Origin of the sequence: Actinoalloteichus sp. GBA129-24, assembly GCF_001941645.1 — a bacterium.
Lineage (GTDB): Bacteria > Actinomycetota > Actinomycetes > Mycobacteriales > Pseudonocardiaceae > Actinoalloteichus_A > Actinoalloteichus_A fjordicus.
Genome location: NZ_CP016077.1, coordinates 490,184 through 509,732, shown reverse-complemented (window position 1 = coordinate 509,732; position 19,549 = coordinate 490,184). Strand labels below are relative to the sequence as shown.

At 70.5% G+C, this 19,549-nt stretch carries 17 protein-coding genes; 3 read left to right on the top strand and 14 right to left on the bottom strand.

What is annotated here, in order from left to right:
• Nucleotides 1–274: 274 nt before the first annotated feature.
• From UA75_RS02285 to UA75_RS02270, 4 genes are all read right to left on the bottom strand, one after another.
• Nucleotides 275–964 carry a fasciclin domain-containing protein gene (locus UA75_RS02285; RefSeq protein WP_075738449.1) on the bottom strand — a complete coding sequence of 230 codons (690 nt, stop codon included), beginning with the start codon at nt 962–964 and terminating at the stop codon, nt 275–277.
• A 383-nt stretch (nt 965–1,347) separates the two neighbouring features.
• Nucleotides 1,348–2,868, bottom strand: a complete 1,521-nt coding sequence (locus tag UA75_RS02280) for a molybdopterin-dependent oxidoreductase (RefSeq protein WP_075743322.1) — start codon at nt 2,866–2,868, stop codon at nt 1,348–1,350.
• Between the two features lie 218 nt (nt 2,869–3,086).
• Nucleotides 3,087–3,329, bottom strand: a complete 243-nt coding sequence (locus UA75_RS02275) for a glutaredoxin family protein (RefSeq protein ID WP_075738447.1) — start codon at nt 3,327–3,329, stop codon at nt 3,087–3,089.
• Nucleotide 3,330: 1 nt separating this feature from the next.
• Nucleotides 3,331–4,488 (bottom strand): acyl-CoA dehydrogenase family protein, encoded by a 1,158-nt coding sequence (locus tag UA75_RS02270; protein ID WP_075738445.1) that lies wholly within the window; start codon nt 4,486–4,488, stop codon nt 3,331–3,333.
• Between the two features lie 792 nt (nt 4,489–5,280).
• Here UA75_RS02270 and UA75_RS02265 point away from each other — a divergent pair.
• On the top strand, nt 5,281–5,847 hold the full coding sequence (locus UA75_RS02265) for a sigma-70 family RNA polymerase sigma factor (RefSeq protein WP_075738443.1): 567 nt from the start codon (nt 5,281–5,283) through the stop codon (nt 5,845–5,847).
• Between the two features lie 341 nt (nt 5,848–6,188).
• A complete protein-coding gene (locus UA75_RS02260; RefSeq protein ID WP_075738441.1) occupies nt 6,189–7,094 on the top strand; it encodes an HAD family hydrolase in 906 nt (301 codons plus the stop codon).
• Nucleotides 7,095–7,181: 87 nt separating this feature from the next.
• Here the strand turns inward: UA75_RS02260 and UA75_RS02255 are convergent, their stop codons facing one another.
• From UA75_RS02255 to UA75_RS02240, 4 genes are all read right to left on the bottom strand, one after another.
• Nucleotides 7,182–8,435 carry a 1-acyl-sn-glycerol-3-phosphate acyltransferase gene (locus tag UA75_RS02255; RefSeq protein WP_412459531.1) on the bottom strand — a complete coding sequence of 418 codons (1,254 nt, stop codon included), beginning with the start codon at nt 8,433–8,435 and terminating at the stop codon, nt 7,182–7,184.
• A gap of 176 nt (nt 8,436–8,611) precedes the next feature.
• Nucleotides 8,612–9,664, bottom strand: coding sequence for an NAD-dependent epimerase/dehydratase family protein (locus tag UA75_RS02250; RefSeq protein WP_075738439.1), 1,053 nt, complete (start codon nt 9,662–9,664; stop codon nt 8,612–8,614).
• 129 nt (nt 9,665–9,793) lie between these two features.
• On the bottom strand, nt 9,794–9,895 hold the full coding sequence (locus UA75_RS02245; protein WP_010241351.1) for a 30S ribosomal protein bS22: 102 nt from the start codon (nt 9,893–9,895) through the stop codon (nt 9,794–9,796).
• A 139-nt stretch (nt 9,896–10,034) separates the two neighbouring features.
• Entirely contained in the window at nt 10,035–10,247 is a 213-nt protein-coding gene (locus UA75_RS02240; RefSeq protein WP_075738437.1) for a helix-turn-helix domain-containing protein, read from the bottom strand.
• Nucleotides 10,248–11,240: 993 nt separating this feature from the next.
• On the opposite strand from UA75_RS02240, the gene proC reads away from it, so the two are divergent.
• The gene (proC, locus tag UA75_RS02235) at nt 11,241–12,092 is read left to right on the top strand and encodes a pyrroline-5-carboxylate reductase (RefSeq protein WP_075738435.1); all 852 of its coding nucleotides are present in this window, start codon (nt 11,241–11,243) and stop codon (nt 12,090–12,092) included.
• On the opposite strand, the gene UA75_RS02230 is transcribed toward proC, so the two are convergent.
• The 6 genes from UA75_RS02230 to UA75_RS02205 all read right to left on the bottom strand — a co-directional run bounded on the left by UA75_RS02230 (nt 12,093) and on the right by UA75_RS02205 (nt 19,247).
• Entirely contained in the window at nt 12,093–13,019 is a 927-nt protein-coding gene (locus UA75_RS02230; RefSeq protein ID WP_075743320.1) for a proline dehydrogenase family protein, read from the bottom strand.
• 322 nt (nt 13,020–13,341) lie between these two features.
• Nucleotides 13,342–14,244, bottom strand: coding sequence for a sugar phosphate isomerase/epimerase family protein (locus tag UA75_RS02225; protein WP_232237603.1), 903 nt, complete (start codon nt 14,242–14,244; stop codon nt 13,342–13,344).
• Entirely contained in the window at nt 14,241–15,866 is a 1,626-nt protein-coding gene (locus UA75_RS32435; RefSeq protein WP_075738433.1) for a hypothetical protein, read from the bottom strand. The genes UA75_RS02225 and UA75_RS32435 overlap by 4 nt, the downstream gene beginning before the upstream one ends.
• 481 nt (nt 15,867–16,347) lie before the next feature.
• Entirely contained in the window at nt 16,348–17,028 is a 681-nt protein-coding gene (locus UA75_RS02215) for a response regulator transcription factor (protein ID WP_075738431.1), read from the bottom strand.
• Complete coding sequence (locus UA75_RS02210; RefSeq protein ID WP_157433948.1) at nt 17,025–18,272, bottom strand: sensor histidine kinase; 1,248 nt, start codon at nt 18,270–18,272, stop codon at nt 17,025–17,027. Before UA75_RS02210 ends, UA75_RS02215 begins: the two co-directional genes overlap by 4 nt.
• 222 nt (nt 18,273–18,494) lie before the next feature.
• Entirely contained in the window at nt 18,495–19,247 is a 753-nt protein-coding gene (locus tag UA75_RS02205) for a phosphoglyceromutase (RefSeq protein ID WP_075743318.1), read from the bottom strand.
• Between the last annotated feature and the right edge of the window lie 302 nt (nt 19,248–19,549).

Sequence of the window (19,549 nt, the reverse complement as noted above, 5' to 3'; positions counted from 1 at the left end):
TGACGACTACACGGTAACCGCTTGTGAAGACATGCACAAAGTTGCGGAAGCGAACGCGCCGCGCGCTGCGCTGAACGGCCGAACGCCGCGTCACCGATGATCGACTCATCGGTGACGCGGCGTGAAGGCGGAATCCGATCCGACGGTCCGCCCCCCGCGACCGCTGGACAGCGCACGGTGCGAATCAGCGGGAGATCCGCAGGGCCGGGCGACTCATGCGCAGGTCAGAAGCCCTTCGGCCGGCCGGGCCATGCGCACGGGTTCGGCCGCGAGATCAGCTCTGGGGCGTGAGGACCGTGTCGATGACGAACACGGTGGCATTCGCAGTCGGGATGTTGCCGCAGGCGATCGCCGCACCGTTGACGGTCATCGACTCGCCCTCGCCCTCAATGGTCAACTCGCCGCCCTGCAGCGTCGGGAGGGTGCCCGCCTCGGCGACGCCCTCGGCGTCGAGACGCTCACCGACGACGTGGTAGCTGAGGATCTCGCTCAGCGCGTCGGGGTCGGCCGCCAGCTCGTTGAAGGCGTCCTCGCCCAGGGCGTCGAAGGCCGAGTCGGCCGGGGCGAACACGGTCAGGGCGTCGGCACCGTTGAGGTTGTCGGCCAGGCCGGGAACCGCGCCCACGGCGGCGACGAGCTGGGTCAGCACCGGGTTGGTGCTCGCCGCGTCGGCCACCGGCTGCGGCCCCATCGAGTCGAGCGAGCCGGGCTCGTCACCCTGCGGAAGGTCCGCGCACGCCGGGCCGAAGGTGTCTTCGGGGGTGGTGACGCCCGCGCCGGCGGCAGGCTCCATGTCCGAGCCCATGTCGTCGGAGGAGTCGGTCTGCTCGGTGGTCTCCTCGGCGGTGGCGGCGCCCGCCATTCCGCTGTCGTCGGCCCCGTCCTCACCGCTGCTGCATGCCGTCACCGTGAGAGCCAGAGCGGCCAACACGCCGACGATCACGTTCTGCCTGGTCTTACGCACTGCGGATCACTCCTTGCGAGATGTCTTCTTGCGTCGGCTTCTCCGAGCCTGTCTGAAGTGGTGTTCGGCGCCCTCGCCGATTCGGTTCGCCCAGTCGCGGGAATTTCCGCGACGAATCTCGGCCGCCGGACAGCCGAAAGGATCGCCCATGCGACGAACGGCGCGGGAGAAACCGCCGCCGTCGCGGAATCTCGGACTCGTGCCGCCGGACGAACTGCGTCGGGGTCAGAACCGAACGCGGTAGTCGGCGGGGTCATCCGACATCGGCGGCCGAATTCGTCGAAGAACCTTCGGCGGGCGGCGTCGAACCCGGTCGAATTCGGCGCCCCGTCACCACACTCGATGCGTCGAGAACACCCGAAAGGGTCGGTCGGGACGGTTCGTCAGCCGTTCGCCGTGAAGAGCACGGAATGCCAGCCGGTGGCGCCGTCGGGAACCGGATTCACGCGCTCCTCCGGCTGGGTCTGGCCGTTGCGATCCGTCGCACGACATTCGATCCGCCTGCTGCCCGACGGCACGTCGAGTTCGATGCGCCACATCCGCCAGGTCTGGTCGTTGACCTCGGTCGACAGCAGCGCCTCCTGCCACGCACCGCCGTCGAGTCGGACCTCGACCCGGTCGATGCCGGTGTGCTGTGCCCACGCGATGCCCGCCGCCGTGAGTCGCCCCGTCGGCACCTCGTCGAAGGGCCGCGGCCGGTCGATCCGGGACTGCGTCTTGATCGGCGCCTCCCGCGCCCAGCCGCGCTGCTCCCAGTAGGCAGGCCGGTCGAAGGTGGTCACCTCGGCATCGACCAGCCATTTGGTCGCGGAGACGAATCCGTAGAGTCCGGGAACGACCATGCGGACCGGGAATCCGTGCTCGGCGGGCAGCGGCTCGCCGTTCATCCCGATGGCCAGCAACGCGTTCCGGTCGGACTCCAGCAGGACGTCGATCGGGGTCCCGGCCGTCCAGCCGTCGGAGCTGGTGCTGAAGAGCTGCTCGGCGCCGGACTGGACGCCTGCCTCCTCGAGGACGTCCCGCAGCGGCACGCCGATGAAGTTCGCGGTGGAGATCAGATCCCCGCCGATCTCGTTCGACACACAGACCAGGGTGATCGTCTTCTCGACCAGCGGCCTGCTCCGGAGATCGTCGAAGGTGAGGGTCAGCTCCCGATCCACCATCCCGTGAATCCGCAGGCTCCAGTCCTCGACCCTGATCCTCGGCACGCGCAGTGCGGTGTCGATGCGGTAGAAGTCCTCGTTCGGCGTGATGAACGTCGGCGTGCCCACCTTGGCGAAGTCCGCGCCCGCAGGCAGCGCGGGCACAGGTGTCTCGGGGACCAGATCGCCGATCTCGGCCCGCTGTGCCTCGGGATCGATGCCGCCCGCCAAGACCTGACCGCCCAGGCCCGCCGCACCGGCGCCGAGGACCACGGCACCGGTCGAGAGCAGCACCCGCCGCCGGTCCGGCCCTGCCGACTGCTCTCCCGGCATCGCCCGCACCTCTGCCTCGGCCGCCGAGGCCGCCAGGGAGTGCAGCAGTCGGAAGGCCAGGACGCCCACGGCCAGGCTCACCAGGGGCGCGGCGAGCGACAGCGGACCGAAGTCGGGACGCACCAGGACCGCCGCCGTGCCGAGCAGGCCGAACAGGCCGATCGCGGCCGTGCCGACCAAGGCGCTGCGTCGAGACGCCAGCCCCGCACCGACCGCTGCCAGCGCGATCACCAGCGCCATGCCGACCAGCAGCGCGATCTTGTCCGCCGTGCCGAACACCGCGATGGCGAAGTCCTTCACCGGCGCCGGTGTGAGATCGATCGCCGTGTTGCCCACGGCGAGGAACGGCGAGGAGCTGGGATCGAGCAGCCCCGCGACCAGGTGGCCCGAGGCCAGGGCCGCAGCCGCCGCCGCCAGGGCGATCATCATGGCGACACCGGCGCCGAGCGGCTCGCCACGCCGAGGCGTGGCCGTGCCCGGCCCGCCCTCGGCTACGGGAGGGCCGTCGTCTCCGGCAGGTCGTCCGCTCGCAAGCTCATCGCTGTCGTGGTCCACGCCTCAATGTTCGTCGCAGCGGCCCCGGCGGTTCACTCGAGTCGCCCGATCGGCTCGCGCCGACCGGGCGGATGGTGCCGACGGTCCAGTGTTCAGCGAGCCAGCGCGGCGCGGAACCGGGGTTCCTCGACGCGCCAGTACCCGTGCTCGACGTCGTCGATGAGGATGACCGGCACCCGGTCGCCGTACTCCCCCCGCAGCTCCAGGTCGGTGTCGACGTCCACCGCCGACCAGGGCACGTCGAGCTCGTGGCAGATGCGCCGGACGTCGGCCTCGGCCTCGACGCAGGAATGACAGGACTCTCTGACCAGCAGGGTCACCCGATGAGCGGACATCTCATCCTTGTACCAGTTCGCGGCCGATCACCAGTCGCTGGATCTGGTTCGTGCCCTCCACGATCTGGAGCATCTTGGCCTCCCGCATGTAGCGCTCGACCGGGTGATCTTCGACGTAGCCTGCGCCGCCCAGCACCTGGACCATGTCGGTGGTGACCCGCATGCAGGTGTCGGTGGCGATCAGCTTGGCCATCGCGGCCTCGGTGGAGAAGGGCAGGCCGTCGTCCTTGCGACGGGCGGCGTACAGGTACAGCTGCCGTGCCGCCTCGATGCCCGCCGCCGCGTCGGCGAGCAGGAACGAGACGCCCTGGAAGTCGGCGATCGAGCGACCGAAGGCGGTGCGCTCTCTGGCATAGGCGACGGCGACGTCCAGGGCGGCCTGCGCGACTCCGACGGCGCCTGCCGCGATGCCGAGCCTGCCGCAGGCCAGCGCGGACATCGCCACGCCGAAGCCCCCGCCCGGCGCGCCGATCAGCCGATCGGCGGACAGGGGGACGCCGTCGAAGGACACCTGGGCCGTCACCGAGGACCTGGCGCCCATCTTGCGCTCCGGCGGGGCCGCCGAGATCCCCTCGTCGTCGGACCGGACCAGGAAGGCGCTGATCCCCTTCGGTCCGGCCTCGCCGGTACGGGCCAGCACCAGGTAGAAGTCCGCGACACCGCCGTGCGTGATCCACGCCTTGGTGCCGGTGAGCCGGTAGCCGCCGTCGGGCTGGACCTCCGCGCGCGTCCGCAGGGCGGCCGCATCGGAGCCCGCATGCGGCTCGGACAGGCAGTAGGCGCCGAGCTGGTCGCCACCCAACATCTCCGGCAGCCACCTGGCCTGCTGTTCCGGCGTGCCGAAGGAGGCGAGTCCGTGACAGGCGAGGGTGTGCACGCTGACCCCGAGGCCGACGGCCAGCCAGTACCGGGAGAGTTCCTCCACGACCTGGAGATAGAGCTCCTGCCGCAGGCCGCCACCACCGTGGTCCTCGGGATAGGGCAGCCCGAGAAGGCCCGCCCTGCCGAGGGTCCGGAACAGGTCCCTGGGGAATCTGTGCTCGGCCTCGGCCTCGTTCACCTGTGGTGCCAGTTCGCGGCGGCCGATCTCTCGGACCAAGGCGATCAGCTCGGCTGCTTCGGGATCGGGCGATCGATGATCAACGACGGGCGCACTCACAGCGTCCGACCTCCACCACTCGTCTGCTCTTCGGCGTCGACTCGCACTCGTGGTGCAGGCCTCGCCGCCGGGTCACCCCTGATTGTGGGGCGACCGACACTTGGAAGTCCAACTAAGAGTCTGTCTGTGATCCCCTGGAGTCGTGAGCGGTGATCAGCGTGGAGCTGCCAGGCGGCGGAAGGAGGCATAACGAAAGTGATGTTGACTGACGACAACGCCGCAGATCGCCGCGCCTGCCCCGCGCAACAGGAAAGTGGGGATTAAAGACAGGCTCTCAGGTTCGACCGGCGCCGCAGGAGTCACGTCGCCCCGGTCTCCCGGTCGCGGCGGCGGAAGCACGCAGACACCGAGGGCACGTCCGCCGCCGAGGGGCCTCGCCCGCACCGAGAGCACGGCAGCGAGGGCGGGCTCGCCACCCGCCACGCCGCACAGCCCCGAGGTGAGGCGAACCGTCGATGGACCCGCAGCCGGACATCTCGGACAGGTGTGCCCAGAACAGGCGTCGCGCCGGACGAGGTGCCGGACCGGCGACCACCCCGCGCGGACTCACCGCTACGGTCCGCACCCGCCCGAACCGACGAAGGGTCACGCAGATCCCCCGGTCCGAGGCGTAGACGGCGCTGAGAACAACTCTCGTCACCGTGGGTAGGCAGCGGGCGCCATGGATGGACTACCTGGTGATTTACCGGGCAGAAGTGGACGCAGCGACCGGAAAGCCGACAGAATCCAGGCGTCGGTCACATTGAGCACACATTCAGTCACTCATTGCAATATGGATGTCGGGGAGGGTTCATGCCCAAGCCCGAGACGGATGCCTGGGAACTGGTCAGGGCCGCCCAGGCAGGCGACCCCCAGGCCTTCGCCCTGATCTACCGGCGCTACGCGGGACTCGTCCACCGGTACACGCTGCATCGGCTCGGGGACCACGGCCTCGCCGAGGATCTGACCAGCGAGACCTTCCTCCGCGCGCTCCGGCGCATCGGAACACTGCGCTACCAGGGTCGCGACCTCGGCGCCTGGCTCGTCACCATCGCCAGGAACCTCGTCTTCGATCACCTGAAGTCGAGCCGACACCGCCTGGAGGTCCCCACGGAGGACCCCAACTCCCGACTCCCCGCGCATCACCTGGCCTTGGACCCAGAACAACAGGTGCTTGCGCGGATGACCCTCGTCGAGGTCACGGGCCAACTCGGCAGGCTCGTTGCCGACCAGCAGGAATGCCTGCGACTGCGCTTTCTCTACGGCCTGTCCGTCGCCGAGACCGCCCACCTGCTCGGCCGCAACGAGGCAGCCGTCCGTGCCCTTCAGCAACGCGCGGTGCGGCGCCTGGCGGGACTTCTGCGCACGAGCCTGCGATGATCACACCCTTTCCACGCACACCCGGCGCGGGGAAGACGCGTCACGGCTCCTGTCCTGCCTGCGATCCTGCTCGGTCCGCGAGCGGGGATCGGCGACGGGCTCTGCAGAGCCTGCCTTCGACCCGCTGGAGTCGTGGGCGCGGATCGGCGCGGATGATCTGCCAGGCGACAGGATCGAGCCATAACGAAGTCATGGCGACCGACGACGACGCCGCAGATCGCCACGCAACTCCGAAAGCAGGGATCGAAGACGGGCTCTCAGGTCGATCGCTAGGCTAGGAGCCGCATTACCTCGAATGTCCGATTCGAGGCGGAGGGACCACCGGATCTGGAGGCGCTGCGGTGCCACTGTGGCGGAAGCGCGAGAACAGCCGGCAACTGGAGGAGCGGGCTGCGCGCGCGGGGCAGGCTTCAGCCGAGGCGGCCGCGACGTCCCCACCACCCGAGGCGGGGGACCAGTATCTTCAGCGCCCCGACCTGACTGCTGCGGCCTTCTTCGACGTGGACAACACGATGATGATGGGCGCATCGATGTTCCACTTCGCCAGAGGTCTGGCCGCTCGCAAGTTCTTCACCACCTCTGATCTGGTTGGGTTCGCCTGGCAGCAGGTCAAGTTCCGGGTGGGCGGACGGGAGAATCCCGGGGACGTGCAGGCCAGCCGCGAACAAGCACTGTCCTTCGTGGCAGGTCGCAAGGTCGAGGACATCCTCCAGCTCAGCGAGGAGATCTACGACGAGCTGATGGCCGACCGGATCTGGACCGGCACCCGCGCACTCGCCCAGATGCATCTGGACGCCGGGCAGCGGGTCTGGCTGGTCACCGCCACCCCCGTCGAACTGGCCCAGACGATCGCGCGCAGGCTGGGGTTGACCGGTGCGCTCGGCACGGTCGCGGAGAGCCGAGACGGCGTGTACACAGGTCGGCTGGTCGGTGACCTCCTGCACGGCAGGTCGAAGGCCCAGGCGGTCCGCGCGCTCGCTGCGGCACAGGGTCTCCACCTGCGCCGCTGCAGCGCCTATTCGGACTCCTCCAACGACATCCCGATGCTCACCACGGTGGGCACCGCCGTCGCCGTCAACCCCGACCAGACGCTGCGGGAGCACGCGCGGCGACAGGGCTGGGAGATCAGAGACTTCCGCACCGGCAGGCGTGCGGCTCGGATCGGGGTCAACTCGGTCCTCGGTGCGAGCGCACTGGCCGGTGCCGTCGCCGCAGGCCTGCGGTATCGCAAGCGCCCCCGCGTCTGACCAGGCCGCCCGCCACGCCGGGCGCCGCCCCGACGCGCCTCCGCTCGCCGAACATCGGCAGACCCGGCCTCGACGAGATCGGTCGGATCAGTCGGTGAAGACGCCGCCCCGGCGGGCCAGCAGCCGATACAGCGTCTGCTGGATGGTCTCGCGCACCTGATCGGTCAGGTTGAACACCAGCATCGGGTCCTCGCAGGCGTCCTCGCCGAAGTCGGCGGTGACGATCGGCTCGCCGAACTCGATGTACCACTTCGAGGGCAGCGGGATCGCCCCCAGCGGGCCGAGCCAGGGAAAGAGCGGCGTGACCGGGAAGTAGGGCAGTCCCAGCAGCCTCGCCAGCGGCTTGAGATCGCCGAGGAGCGGATAGGTCTCCTCGGCTCCGACGATCGAGCACGGCACGATGGGCACCCCGGTACGCAGCGCGGCGGAGACGAAGCCGCCCCGACCGAAGCGTTGCAGCTTGTACCGGTCTCGGAACGGCTTGCCGATGCCCTTGAAGCCCTCCGGCCAGACCCCGACGACCTCGCCCGCGCGCAGGAGCCGCTCCGCGTCCGGATTGCAGGCCAGCGTGTGCCCCGCCTTCCTGGCAATCGCCCCGACGACGGGCAGCCGGAACACCAGGTCGGCGCCGAGCATCCGCAGATGCCGTCTACCCGGATGGTGATCATGGATGGCCACCGTGGTCATCAAGGCGTCCAGCGGCACGGTGCCCGAGTGGTTCGCCACCACGAGTGCGCCGCCCTCGGTCGGGATGTTGTCCAGCCCGAGCGCCTCCACCCGGAACCACTTCTCGTACAGCGGGCGCAGCGGGGGCAGGAACACCGAGTCCGTCAGGTCGGGGTCGAAGCCGAAGTCGTCCACCCGATAGTCGCCGGTGAGCCTGCGCTGTAGGAAGGCCAGCGCCTCGGCGGCCCGCTCCTCCCAGCCCGCATCTGCGGACCCCGCGCCTGCAGCCCTCGAGCCCGCCCCGGAGCCCGAGTGTCCGGACTCCGCTCGGGAGGCGCCTGCGTGGGCGGGATCCGGGTTGGCCTGCCCCGTGGCCCGGTCCCGCGCGCCCGTGGCCCGAGCGTCCCCTGGTCCGGCGGAGGCGGGATCCGGCGGCCGAGCCCCGCCGGCTGTCGCCGAGGAGGTCTCGTGGCCGGTTCCGCTCGTCTCGGCGGGGGTCGGAGATCCGGTCTGCGTCCCGGACGGCTGCCCTTCGGACGCCGAGCCGGGCAGTTCGGCGCCGGACCCGGCGGCCCCGAGATCGGGCACCGCCTTGACTCGTCGCTGCGATCCCGTACCCGTCGACGTCGTCCGACGATCGACGGCATGCAACGGGATCACCCGAGCATCGGCCACCGTCTGCCTCCTCCTAGTCGCCACCTGTGGTCGTCTGTCCCGCATCGGTCACCCGCCGCTGGAGGACCTTCCCCCGCTCCGGCCTCGCGCTGAGATCACCGACGAGAACCCGGTATGGAGGGTGTGCGGCAACTCTGCCGCCCGAACCTCGGAGCCGATCGAGCCGGGCTCGCCGGTCAACCGGTCCGATCAGCCTGTGCCGCCGCCGCTCGATTCCGCATGCCGCGCTCGGCCGTCGCGAGCCACTCTTGATCGACGACCGGGCGGAGCCCGCGACTCGTCACGAAGTCGTCGAAGGCCTGACGGGTGGTCCACCTCGGGGTGAAGCCGAAGCGCTCCTTGAGCAGCGTCGTGTCGAGCACCCGGCCGAAGTTCAGGAATCGCACCTGGTCCGGGGAGAGATCCAGCAGCCGCGTGCCGCGCAGTAGATTGCCGACCGGCCGCACGGCGGTGCTCGGCACCGGCAACGGCACCCGCCCGGCCCGCCGCACCGCCTGCGACAGCATGATGACGCCGTCGCCGCCGACGTTGAACACGCCCGGCAGCCGACACAGCGTGGCGCGTTCGAGCACCGCCAGGGCGTCTTCGGGATGCAGCAGCTGCACGCGAGCGTCGTGGCCCAGCACCGTCGGGACGACGGGCAGGGCGAAATACCGGGTCAGCGCCGTGTCGATGTTCGGCCCGATGAAGTTGACGAACCGCAGCGTGGTGATGTCCACATCGGGCCTGCGCCTGCCGAACGCGCGCAGGTAGCCCTCGATCTCGGCGGCGTCCTTGGCGTAGCCGCCGGAGGGCAGCTCCTTGGGGCCCATCTGCTCGGTGAACATCGCCGGGTCGCGTGAGCTGGCGCCGTAGACGGCGCTGGAGGACTTCAGCACCAGCCGATCGACGGTCGGCGCCGTCTGGCACGCGGCGAGGAGCTGCATCGTGCCGAGGACGTTCATCTCCTTCATCACCGATCGGCTGCCTCGCGACGAGGCCGACGGGGTGACGGCGGTGTGCACGACGGTGTCCACCCTGGCGGCGGCGACCACCTTGGCGATCAACGGATTGCGAATGTCGGCCCGGATGAATTCGGCCCGGCCCAGGGCATGTCGAAGCTCGGGTGCGGGCGGCACGACGTCCACTCCCAGCACCCGCTCGACATCGGGATCTCGCGCGAGCCGCGCCGCCAGACTGCCGCCGAGGAAGCCCGCGACGCCGGTCACCAGCACCACGCGAGGCTTCATCACGTTCCCTCCCTCGGCGCCGGACTCACCGTGATGCTACCGAGGAGGAGAAGTCGTCGCCGACGAACCGGCGCCGGACATGAGCGCGCCCGCACCGTGGAAGGTGCGGGCGCTTGGCGCGGCTCGGGTCTACTTGCCCAACTTGCGCCGCTGCACACGGGTCTTGCGAAGCAGCTTGCGGTGCTTCTTCTTCGACATCCGCTTGCGGCGCTTCTTGATAACCGAGCCCATCCGGGATTCCTCGCTGTCCTTGTGAGTGGTCGAACCTGGCTCGTGCTGGTGCGCTCAGAGCAGGTTGCAGGCACACGACACGAACGGCCTTCCAGGGTACCTGTGAGCTTCGGATCTTCTAGACCGGGCCGCATCGACCTCATCCCGCGTCGAAATACGCTCGGTCCAGATAGCTGTGTACTGCCTTCTCCTGAACGCGGAAGGACCGGCCCACCCGCACCGCGGGCAGCTCGCCCGAGTGCACGAGTCGGTAGACGGTCATCTTGGAGACGCGCATGAGCGCGGCCACCTCCGCGACCGTCAGAAACCGAACCTGTCCGAGTCCCTCTGTGTGCTCCTCCTGCATGGACATGGGTCATCGCACCCTTCAGCACCTGTCGCGCCGCCGGGCTTCCCCTCCCGACGGTATCGACACGCATGTGCTCCTCCGAGAGTAACGGGGTATCTGGGGTGGCTGCGACAGTCGAGACGGCTCGCGGGGGCACCACCAGGGCAGTACGGTCTCGGCCCCGGTCCGCCTGCCTACGCGACAGGCGGGTGCCCGACGGCGGCGACGACGTGGACCGGGCGGGGCGGGCAGCCGACTGCGACGCGACCACCCGGGTAGGACGACGCCACCGGGTGACGTCGAGCCCCGATCCGGCGAACAGACCCGGTCCGGTGAACGACGGCGGGTTCTCCGGCGTCGCCGCCTGCCGGTCCGACATCCGGGTCTGGGGGCCGGACTCCGGCGGCTACGGCATCCACGGCTTTCGCCCGCGACGGCTTCGGTGCCGCGTGCTCGGCGGCTCCGGACAGAGCCCACCGAACGGCCGGAGAGCCACCCTGAGCGGCCAGCGACCGAGGCACGGCCGCCCCGCGCTGCGGACGGGCCCAGAGCCGGTCTGCGATCCCTGCCTTCGGAGTTGCGCGGGGCAGGCGTGGCGATCTGCGGCGTCGCCGGTCGCCATCACTCCGTCCTGGCTCGCTCCTGTCCCCTGGCAGCTCAGCCACGCCAATCCCCGCTCACGACTCCAGCGGGACCAGAGACAGGCTCTCAGATCGCGCTGAGCACCCCGGTGGCATTCCCGCGCAGGGGACCCGCCCTAGGCCCTGGTCGACCCACTGCGGTCCGCACGCGACCGTGTGACGCGCTGCGAACGAATCCCCGCCGGGCCGGCCGCCGCCGTCTCCCGGTCCCCGCAGGCGACCGAGCCCGGCACCGACACCCGGGGCCGGCCCGCACGAGCAGGGATCGTCACCGCAGGCGGGGGATCAGCTGGGTGCCGAGCCGGGGGCTGCCCGGCCGGTATCGGCTGCGCGGCGAGTGGCGCGGGGTCGGCGGCGGCCGGCACGCTGTGGCGCCATGACCAAGATTGCCGTGCTGGGTGCGGGGAAGATCGGTGAGGCGCTGCTGTCCGGTCTGCTGAGCGCAGGCCGCCGCGCCTCGGACCTGCTGTTCACCGAACGTCATCCGCAGCGTGCCGCCGAGCTGGCCGAGCGCTACGGGGTGCGGGCGGTGGACGTGCCCGCCGCAGCCGAAGAGGCCGACGTACTGGTCGTGGCGGTCAAGCCGCAGGACATCGAGCCCCTGCTGGACGAGCTCGAACCGCGACTGGCCCACCGCGGCGGCTCCGACCGGCCGCGCAGCCTGGTCGTGTCCCTGTGCGCGGGCCTGCCGACCGGACTGTTCGAGGCGAGGCTGCCCGAGGGGACCTCGGTCGTGCGGGTCATGCCCAACACGCCGATGCTCGTCGGCGAGGCAATGAGCGTGATCTCCGCCGGGCGGCACGCCACCGACGAGCAGCTCGATCTCGTCGAGGAGCTGCTCGGCAGCGTCGGCAAGGTCCGCAGGGCGCCGGAGGGGCAGCAGGACGCGGTGACCGCGCTGTCCGGCTCCGGCCCGGCCTACTTCTTCTACCTCGTCGAGGCGATGATCGACGCGGGCATCCTGGTGGGCATCCCCAGGGCGATGGCCGCCGAGCTGATCGTGCAGTCGGCCGTCGGCGCGGCGACGATGCTGCGCGGCGCCGAGGGCCACCCGGTGATGCTGCGGGAGGCGGTCACCTCGCCTGCGGGCACCACGATCGCGGCGATCCGGGAGCTGGAGAAGCACGGGGTCCGGGCCGCACTGCTCGACGCCATCGAGGCCGCCAGGGATCGGTCCGTCGAGCTCGGGCGAGCCCACGAGATCGGCTCGACGACCGATCAGGGCTGATCAGCGTCGGGACGTCAACGCCCGCAGGAACAGCGCGGTGTTGGCCGGGCGCTCCGCGAGTCGGCGCATCAGGTAGCCGTACCACTCCTGGCCGTACGGCAGGTACACCCGCACGGTCTCCCCTGCCGCCGACAGCCGAAGCTGCTCGTCGGGACGGACGCCGTGCAGCATCTGGAACTCGTAGCTGCCGGGTGCCCGCTCGTGGAGCCGCGCCTGCTCGGAGACGATCTCGATCAGCCGGGGGTCGTGCGTGGCGAACATCGGGTAGCCCTCGCCCGCGAGGAGGTCGTTCGCACACTGGACATAGGAGCGATCGACCTCGTGCATGGTGGGGAAGGCGACCGACTCCGGCTCGGCGTAGGCGCCCTTGCACAGCCGCACCCGCGAACCCGCGCCCGCCAACGCCTGCGCGTCGGCCCTGGTCCGATGCAGATAGGACTGGAGCACCCCGCCGGTGCTCGGCCAGGTCCGGCGCAGCTCGGCGAGCACCCGCAGGGTGGAGTCGGTGGTGGTGTGGTCCTCCATGTCGAGGGTGACCGTGGTCCCCGCCTGTTCGGCAGCCGCGCAGATCCGCGCGGCGTTGTCGAGACCCAGTCGCTCGTCGAGGACCTGGCCCACGGCGGAGAGCTTGACGCTGACCTCGACGCGGGAGGCCAGTCCCTCCTCCCGAAGCCGGTCCAGGACGTCGAGGTAGGCCCGAACGGAAGACTCGGCCAGCGCCTTGTCGGTGGTGTCCTCACCGAGGTGGTCGAGGGTGACGGTCAGCCCGGAGTCGACGAGGTCGCGAGCGACGGCCACCGCGTCGGCGGTCGTCTCTCCTGCGACGAAGCGACGTACGACGTCACGGCTGACGGGAGTGGTGGCGACCAGGCGGCGTAGGGCATCGTTGCCTGCCGCAGCGAGGATCAGACTGCGCAGCGGGTTCACGAGCGGCACTGTACGACGCCGAACATCGTGCCGCGTCATCCGGGCTGGTGACGAGCAGCTGGCGCGACGGAGCCGACACACCCTGTGACCAGCACGGCGACCGCCTGCCCGCCTCGCACGGGGCCGCGCACGGCGCCGTCGGCGAGCGTTCCGGCCGGGCCGGACGCCGGGCGCGCGATGCCGGAGAGCGACCAGTCCCGGCGGGCGGAATCGGCGGCCCCGGCTGTCCCTTCGGCGCGCGGATTCCACGCGCGAGTGCTCGCCGCCGTCGACCCGGGTGTCCGCCTCGGCCGCTCGCCTCGGGACGGATCGGTGACCGGGCTCAGGACTGTAGGGAATCCCGGAAGAGATGCAGCCGCGCGAAGGCCAGGGCCTCGGCCAGCTCGGCCGCCCGATCCTCCGGCGTCCGGGCCTTTCTGGTGTTGACCTCCACGACGACGGTGCCGTCGAAGTCGCTCTGCGCGAGATGTTCGCAGAGCAGGCCGCAGGGCTGCTCGCCTCGACCCGGCAGGAGGTGCTGGTCCTTGGCCAGTCCGCTGCCGTCGGCCAGGTGGATGTGTCGGAGTCCACTACCCATCCTGGCCGCCAGCTCCATCGCGTCGACGTGCGCGGCGGCGGTGTGCGAGAGATCCAGCGTGTAGTGCCGATGTCCCTCGTCAGTCGGGTCCGGCGACGGCCGGAAGGCCGACACCTGCAACGGCGCGGGCGCGGCCATCGGCCGGAGCCGGGCCGCCTGCATCCTGGACCCGAAGCGCCGGGGGTTCGGCGGGCGCAGCGGGAACATGTTCTCCACCGCCACGGCGATGCCGCTGCTCTGATACAGCTCCTCGACCAGGTCGGCGAAGCCGTCGGCGTAGCGACGCTGCCAGCGGAACGGCGGATGCACCACCACGGTGCTCGCCCCCAGGTCGCCCGCCGCCGACACGGCCCGGCGCAGCCGTTCCTCCGGGTCGGCCGACCACACCCGCTGGGTGATCAGCAGGCAGGGCGCATGCACCGCCAACACCGGCACGCCGTGGCTTCGGGCCAGGCGCAGCACGGCCGCCGGGTCCTGACTGACCTGATCGGCCCAGACCATCAACTCGACCCCGTCGTAGCCGAGGTCGGCGGCGATGCCGAACGCCGCCTCGACCGGCTGCGGCCAGACCGATGCGGTGGACAGCCCGACCGGAATCCGGCGTCGCCTCGGTCCGCCCGTCGCGGAGTGCCCGGCCGCCGTGTTCACAGCCCGAGTAGCAGCAGGGCGGCGGGCGAGACGGTCACGATCAGCCCGACCAGCACGGTGAACAACGTGGTGTTCAGGTCGTCGGTCCGGCGAATTCGTCGCACCGCGAAGACGAGCCCGGTGGTCACCAGCAGCGCGAGCCCCAGTGCCAACGGCGGAATGCTCTCCCACAGCCATTGGAAGGCGAGCCAGAGCGCACCGCCGCCGACCACGCCGCCGATGAGCTGTCCGGCCATCACCAGCCACTCGACGAGCGGCGAGCGGCGCTCTTCCTCCTCCTCGGCGTCGGCGTCTGCCTCGTCCCCGTCGCGGTAGGTGCCGTCCTCGGGGTAGGGCCCGTCCTCGTAGTCGTCGTACTCGTCGAGGTCGTCACGGGCGGCGCGGGTGGCGCGGCCGTCGAACGCCGCGTCGTCCTCCGCGTCGTCGAGGTCGCCGTAGTCGTCGTAGCGCTCGTCGGCCGGGTCCGACGGCGCGGGCGTCTCCGAGGGGTGTCCGTCGATCCGGTCCCCGTAGAGCCCCCCGAAGTCGTCGAGGTACTCGTCCCCGCCGTCGACGATCCGCTGCTGCTGCGTCTCCTCGGACGCGGAGACGCCGGGCACTGGCGGGGCGATGCCGGGCATCGGCGACACAGCGGTCGCGGAGGCCGCCGCCGGGAAGTGGTCGTCCTCCGGCGGGTCCTGGTACGGCGGGATCTGGCCGCCCGCGTAGCTGTCCTCGAACCAGTCGGTGCCCGCCATCGTCTGTTCGGACGCGGTGGTGCCCGCCCCGGCGACCGCGTCCGACTCGTCGTCGAAGTCCGGCGGGACCGCGATGCGGGGAAGCTGCTCGGTCATCGGCTCGCGACGCGTCGGCGGCGCATCGTCACCACCGCCGAGCCTGCCCGCGACCGAGGTCGTCAGGTCCGCGTCGGGCTCGTCCCGAATCACCGGATGCTGGGTGGTCGCGGTCAGGTCGTCCGCGTAACCCGGATAGCCGCGAGGGCCCGCAGGCGCGGCGTGGGGCGGGGGCGGCCCGGCAGGCTGTCGAGCGTCCGGCCCCGGTCCGTCGTCGTAGTCCCGCTCCGGGTAGTCCCGGTTCGGGTAGGCCTGATCCGGATGATCCGCCGGAAAGCCCCGATCGGGATAGCCCTCCTCGGGGTAGGCCTGGGCCGGGTATGCCTGGTCGGGATAGCCCTGGTCCGGGTAGGCCTGCTCGGGGTAGGCCTGGTCCGGGTACGGGGTCGCCGAAGCGCCGCCGTACTGCACGGCGCCGTACGGGTCCTCATAGCCCTCGTAGGAGCGAGGCGGCTGCGGCGCCGGGCCGGGCGGCCGGGCGGCGGGCGGCGGGCCCTGCACTGCGCTCGGGTCGGGGCGGGCGCCGGGCGGTCCCGGCTGCGCGGCGGGCGGCGGTGGAGTCGCGGGCGGCGGCTCCAGTTCATCGTCGCGGATGCGGCGCATCCGGCCGCTGTCGGAGAGCACCCGTTCGATGATCTCTTGCGGAGCCGCCTCCGAGGCGTCCTCGGCTCGTCGCCGCCGACGCCTTCCGCCCCCCTGCGCGTTCTTGCCTTCGCTGCTGCCGTAGGCGGCGAGCAGCTCGGCGACGCTGCGGGGGGCGTCCTGGTCCGATCGGTCGTCCCCACTCATTGGATCCACCGTGCCCCGGTCGGGCCTGTGCGTCCAGTGGAACACGACGGTTGTCGCGTGGGTCGCCCTGATGCGGGGGTCATCACGGTTGTCCGCACACTCCCATCAGTCTCATCCAGACCTCATCCAGACGCTGCGCATGCCCCCGCCGGGCAACGTCCACAGGTCGCTCGTCGCTCGGGTGGGCGACGCTCGCATGGTGGCCGATGTCACCGCCGCCGAATCGTCGCCCCGCCGTCTCGGACCGCGTCGAGTCGAGCAGGGGTCCGCTCGGCCGACCACGTCGTCTTCGCCCGGCCTCAGGCACGTCGCAGAGTCGAAGGCCGTCGTCAGGTAACCCGACGTCACGCACCGCTGGGCGCATGGCGTGCAACGTTACCGCTTCGCTACCGGCGAGTCGTGCGCAGTGGCGGGTAGCCAGGCGGTAGCGCCGCCGTCGCGGTCACCCGGCATGGCCGAGGTCGTCGCGAACCGTCACCGATCAGGTCTCCAGCTTGTATCCCAGGCCTCGGACGGTGATCAAGAAGGTGGGGTTCCCCGGATCTGGTTCGATCTTGGAGCGCAGCCGCTTGACGTGCACGTCCAGCGTCTTGGTGTCGCCGACGTAGTCCGCTCCCCACACCCGGTCGATGAGCTGGCCCCTGGTCAGCACCCGCCCGACGTTGCGCAGCAGGTATTCCAGCAGGTCGAACTCCTTCAGCGGGAGGCTGACCTCCGTCCCCGAGACCGTGACGACGTGGCGTTCGACGTCCAGCCGGACCGGACCCGCCTCCAGGACCTGCGACGGCAGCTCGTCGGAGTCGCCGCCGCGCCGCAGGACCGCTCGCACCCTGGCGATCAGCTCTCGGGCGGAGTAGGGCTTGGTCACATAGTCGTCCGCTCCGAGTTCCAGGCCGACGACCTTGTCGATCTCGCTGTCGCGCGCCGTGACCATGATCACCGGGACGCCCGACCGCTGGCGAAGCTGTCTGCACACGTCGGTGCCGCTCATTCCCGGCAGCATCAGGTCCAGCAGCACGATGTCCGCGCCGTTGCGGTCGAACTCGACCAACGCCTCCTGCCCGGTCATCGCCACTGCCGCGGTGAAGCCCTCCTTGCGCAGCAGGAAGGCCAGCGGCTCGGAGAAGGACTCCTCATCCTCGACGATGAGCACCCTCGTCATTGCACTCCTTCATGTTGGACGGCCGTCGACCGACGCTCGCCGACCGAGCCGATCGCGACGGAGCCCACCTCCGCCGCCTCCACACCTGTGGTACCTGCGCCTGCCGCCCCCGGCTCGGCTGGAACGTGACTCGGCGCGGCCTTCGCGGGCACGCTGAGCGTGAACGTCGATCCGGTGCCGGGACTGCTCCACAGCCGAACCGACCCCCCGTGATTGGCCGCGACATGCTTGACGATCGCCAGACCCAGCCCGGTGCCGCCGGTGGCTCTGGATCGTGCCTGGTCGACGCGGAAGAACCGCTCGAAGACGCGCTGTTGGAGCTCCGGGTCGATCCCGATCCCCCGGTCGGTCACCGAGATCTCGACGTGGCCTGCCACCAACCTGCGGCTGACGCTGACCGGGCTGCCCTCCGGCGAGTAGGAGATCGCGTTGTCGATCAGGTTCGACAGCGCCGTGACCAGCAGCATCCGGTCGCCGTCCACCTCGAGGCCCATGTCCTCGTCCGTGGTGACGTCGATGCCTGCGGACTCGGCCGCGAGCCTGCATCGGCCGAGCGCCTCCTGGACGAGGTCGTCCACGTCCAGCGCGGTCAACTCCGGCAGCCGCTCCGCGCCCTGCAACCGAGAGAGGGCGATCAGCTCCGTGACCAGCGTCCCCAGCCGGGTCGCCTCGTGCAGGATCTTGCCGCTGAAGCGGCGCACCTGCTCCGGCTCGCCCGCCGCGTCGAGGATCGCCTCGGCGAGCAGCGCGAGCGCGCCGACCGGGGTCTTCAACTCATGACTGACGTTGGCCACGAAGTCACGTCTCGTCGACTCCAGCCGGACCGCCTCGGACTCGTCGACGGCGTCGACGACGATGAACCCGTCGCCGAGGGGTCTCGCCTCGGCGACCACGGCACGCGGCGCGCGCCCCCGGTTGGTCGGCTGCGACAGGTCGACCGTCACGGTCCGGTCCTCGATCAGCGCCCGCTCGGCGGCCGCCCTGGCCCTGGCGTCGGGCACCTTGGCCCGGACCACGCCCAGATCCACGGCACGCTCGTTGTGAATCACGACGTCGCCGAAGCGATTGAGCACGACGACGCCGTTCTTGGCCGAGCCGATCAGCCGCGACAGCAGCTCGGCGATCGTGACGACGGAGCGGTCTCTGGCGGAAGGCCTTCGTGCCCGCCTGCCGATCAGGAGACCGATGATGCCGCCGACCAGTACGAGACCGATCGACAGCGCGAGTGAACCCACCGTGCCCACAGCCGAATCGTAAGCACGCCGACACCCGATGAGCCCAGGGTCAACGGCGCAGACGTGACGCCTTCGACAGTCCCGAGGCGAGATGTTCGACGCTGCGACACCGACCGTTCACCCTGAGTTCTCCTCGAAAGAGTGAACGGCCGATGTCGCGGCGGCAGCCGGTGTCGGGCCGAGGCCGCGCAGGCAGGCCTCGGCGAGTCGACGTCGAGCCGGGCGCGACGACTAGCGACCCTGATTGGCGACGGCGGCGATGGCCTCGTTCGCCGCGTCCGGGTCGAGGTAGGTGCCGCCGGGACGCACCGGGGTGAGGTCGGCGTCGAGGTCGTAGCGCAGCGGAATGCCGGTGGGGATGTTCAGCGAGGAGATGGCCTCGTCGGAGACCCCGTCCAGGTGCTTGACCAGGGCCCGCAGCGAGTTGCCGTGCGCAGCGACCAGGACGGTGCGGCCCGCCCGGAGATCCGGCACGATCGCCTCCTCCCAGTACGGGAGCAGCCGAGTCACCACGTCCTTGAGGCATTCGGTGCGCGGCATCGCCGGACCGAGGTCCGCGTAGCGCGGGTCGGCGTCCTGGCCGTACTCGTCGCCGAGGGCGATCTCCGGCGGCGGCGTGTCGTAGGAGCGACGCCAGAGCATGAACTGCTCCTCGCCGTAGGTCTCCAGGGTCTGTTTCTTGTTCTTGCCCTGGAGGGCTCCGTAGTGCCGCTCGTTGAGGCGCCAGTCTCGCCGCACCGGGACCCAGTGCCGGTCGGCCGCGTCCAGTGCCAGATTGGCGGTGCCGATGGCGCGGCGCAGCAAGGAGGTGTGCACGATGTCGGGCAGCAGGTTCGCCGCCGTCAGCAGGTCGCCGCCTCGGCGGGCCTCCACCAGTCCCTTCTCCGACAACGGCACGTCGACCCACCCGGTGAACAGGTTCTCGGCGTTCCAGGTGCTCTCGCCGTGTCGAAGCAGCACCAGAGTGCCCACGTCTGAAGTCATGGGCCCCAGCCTGCCAGGCCTGCCGCCGAGGATGCAGGCAGCCACCAGGACGACAAGGAAAGGGTCGCGAGCCGCCGAAAATCATCACTCAGAGTGCTCTTGAATCGATGTGCTCTCGCCTGATCGCCCCATGGATGGTGAGCCAGCTCACCAATGTTGACTACCGTCCGAGTTGATGCAATAGATCCGTTACACAACCCTGATCGATACACTCGAATGGAGCAGTGCCAACCCCTTGTGCCGGATGTGAAACTTCTGCCAAGTTGATAATGCTCTCCCGGATCGGCTCCCACGCACTCCCC

What these genes read in the sequence shown, in the direction of transcription:
- UA75_RS02205 (WP_075743318.1), bottom strand. Translation starts at nt 19,247, where the DNA reads ATGACTTCAGACGTGGGCACTCTGGTGCTGCTTCGACACGGCGAGAGC.
- UA75_RS02280 (WP_075743322.1), bottom strand. Translation starts at nt 2,868, where the DNA reads ATGATGATCGCCCTGGCGGCGGCGGCTGCGGCCCTGGCCTCGGGCCAC.
- UA75_RS32435 (WP_075738433.1), bottom strand. Translation starts at nt 15,866, where the DNA reads ATGAGTGGGGACGACCGATCGGACCAGGACGCCCCCCGCAGCGTCGCC.
- proC (WP_075738435.1), top strand. Translation starts at nt 11,241, where the DNA reads ATGACCAAGATTGCCGTGCTGGGTGCGGGGAAGATCGGTGAGGCGCTG.
- UA75_RS02240 (WP_075738437.1), bottom strand. Translation starts at nt 10,247, where the DNA reads ATGTCCATGCAGGAGGAGCACACAGAGGGACTCGGACAGGTTCGGTTT.
- UA75_RS02250 (WP_075738439.1), bottom strand. Translation starts at nt 9,664, where the DNA reads ATGAAGCCTCGCGTGGTGCTGGTGACCGGCGTCGCGGGCTTCCTCGGC.
- UA75_RS02265 (WP_075738443.1), top strand. Translation starts at nt 5,281, where the DNA reads ATGCCCAAGCCCGAGACGGATGCCTGGGAACTGGTCAGGGCCGCCCAG.
- UA75_RS02275 (WP_075738447.1), bottom strand. Translation starts at nt 3,329, where the DNA reads ATGTCCGCTCATCGGGTGACCCTGCTGGTCAGAGAGTCCTGTCATTCC.
- UA75_RS02215 (WP_075738431.1), bottom strand. Translation starts at nt 17,028, where the DNA reads ATGACGAGGGTGCTCATCGTCGAGGATGAGGAGTCCTTCTCCGAGCCG.
- UA75_RS02245 (WP_010241351.1), bottom strand. Translation starts at nt 9,895, where the DNA reads ATGGGCTCGGTTATCAAGAAGCGCCGCAAGCGGATGTCGAAGAAGAAG.